The sequence below is a fragment of the uncultured Parvibaculum sp. genome (genome assembly GCF_963975745.1).
Taxonomy (GTDB): domain Bacteria; phylum Pseudomonadota; class Alphaproteobacteria; order Parvibaculales; family Parvibaculaceae; genus Parvibaculum.
This window is the reverse complement of record NZ_CAXBIB010000037.1, coordinates 1-2151: the sequence shown is the minus strand read 5'-3', so window position 1 is coordinate 2151 and position 2151 is coordinate 1. Positions and strand designations below refer to the sequence as shown.

The following is a 2151-nucleotide window of genomic DNA, read 5'->3' as shown; positions in this document are numbered from 1 at the left end:
GTTGAATCCAAGCCATGCAACCCGTCCACCCATTCCTTAGCCGGACAGCAGTGGGCTCGACCCGGCAATCCAGAAGCCGCCGAAGGCGGCGTCTCTCTTCACAAAAACTCTTCGCCGATTCCGAGCATACCGCTCAAGGAGTCTTCACGAAGATTGACGGCGCGCGATGCGCGCCTTCTGGATTGCCGGATCACGGCGCTCCGCGCCGGTCCGGCAATGACATGTTGGGGGGAATCGCTTCCCTCCCAACGACGCTGTAGATTGCCCCCATGCAGATCCGCCGCGCGACCGAGGACGACTGGCCGGAGGTGGCGCGCGTGTTCATCGCGGCGCGGGCGGGGATGGATTATCTGCCGAAGCTGCACAGCGATGCCGATACGCGGCTTTTCATTCGCCGCGTGGTGAAGCGCAGCGAGGTCTGGCTGGCGACGCAGGGCGGCGCGCTGCTCGGTTTTGCAGCACTCGAACCCGCCCCGCCTCAGGCTTGGCTCCATCATCTCTATGTCGATCCGTCCTGGCATAACGCAGGGGCAGGCACGGCTCTGCTCGAAAAGGCCAAGGCCGAGCTGCCGGGGGGCTTTTCGCTGTGGACGTTTCAGGCCAATCTCGGCGCCCGCCGCTTCTATGAGCGGCACGGGCTGAGCGAGACGCGCCGCACCAACGGCGCCGGCAACGAAGAAAACCTTCCCGACATTCTCTATGCGTGGAACGGGAAATCCGGGGATGCGAAGTGAGCCAGAACAAGTGAGCCAGAACAAGGAACTCGAGACCGAGAACAGGGGCCCGCTGAAAGGCGTGCGCATTGTCGATCTGACGGCGGTCGTCTTCGGCGCCTATGCGACGCAGATCCTGGGCGACATGGGCGCCGACGTGATCAAGGTCGAAGCGCCCTCGCCGACCGGCGGCGGCGGCGCGGGCGGCGACATCATGCGCTGGCCGGGCCATCTGCCGGAAGGCGCGGCGCCCGATCTGGGGCCGATCTTCCTGACCATCAACCGCAACAAGCGCTCGGTGCTGCTCGACCTCGGCACGGCGGAAGGCCGCGAGGCGCTGCTGAAGATCGTCGCAACCGCCGATGTGCTGACCTCGAACATCCGCTATGCGGCAATGAAGAAGCTCGGCCTCGCCTATGAAGACGTGAAGGCGGTGAAGCCCGACATCATTTTCGTCCATGCCGCGGGCTATGGCTCGGACGGGCCTTACGCGGGACTGCCCGCCTATGACGATCTGATCCAGGCGGGATCGGGCGCCGCCGACCTGCTGGGCCGCATGGATGGCGACCCGAAGCCGCGTTACATCCCGACCATCATGGCCGACAAGGTGTCGGGATTGTTCATGGTGCAGGCGGTGACGGCGGCGTTGTTCCACAAGGAGCGGACCGGCGAGGGGCAGTTCGTCGAAGTGCCGATGCTCGAAGCGGTCACCTCCTTCGTGCTGGCCGAACATTTCTACGACCATGTCTACGACCCGCCGACCGGGCAATGGACCTATGGCCGCATCACCAATCCCGACCGCCGCCCCTATCGCACCAAGGACGGCCATATCGGGTTGCTGCCCTATTCCGACAAGCAATGGGAACAGTTCTTCGAACTGGCCGGCCGCCTCGACGACTACATCAACGATCCGCGCTTCAACAACTACAAGGCGCGCACGATCCATATCCGCGAACTCTATGCGATGATCGAGGAGACGACGGAAACCAAGACGACGGAGGAATGGCTGGCGCTCTTGAAGCCGCTGTCGATCCCCGCCGTCAAGATGAACCGTCTGGACGACCTGCAGGACGATCCGCATCTCAAGGCCGTCGATTTCTTCATGCGCTTCGACCACCCGCATGCCGGGCCCTATTTCGCGCTGAAGCCGCCGGTGCGCTTCATGGCCTCGCCCTCCAGCATCCGCCGCCACCCGCCGCGCCTCGGCGAACAGACGGCGGAAGTCCTGCGCGAGGCGGGGATGAGCGAGGCGGAGATTTTGGCGCTGGCGGGAGATGCGGCGAAGGGGTGAGGGTGTTTGCGTTGCCCTTTCTTCCCACCCGCTCCTGGGGAGCGGGGCAATTGCATGTAGTGATTTGAGTCTCTTCGGTTACCAAAAACTCGGTGTCATCCCGGGCCTTGTGCCCGGCAACTGTGTTGTTGGGTCATGTCTGGAACG

2 protein-coding genes are annotated in these 2151 nt (G+C 63.9%); both read left to right on the top strand.

Annotation, left to right across the window (positions count from 1 at the left end; all coding sequences use genetic code 11):
* The first annotated feature begins 269 nt into the window (after positions 1-269).
* Positions 270-734 carry a GNAT family N-acetyltransferase gene (locus AAC071_RS16615; protein ID WP_339834797.1) on the top strand — a complete coding sequence of 155 codons (465 nt, stop codon included), beginning with the start codon at positions 270-272 and terminating at the stop codon, positions 732-734.
* A 10-nt stretch (positions 735-744) separates the two neighbouring features.
* Entirely contained in the window at positions 745-2004 is a 1260-nt protein-coding gene (locus AAC071_RS16610; RefSeq protein ID WP_339834795.1) for a CoA transferase, read from the top strand.
* The last annotated feature ends 147 nt before the right edge of the window (positions 2005-2151 follow it).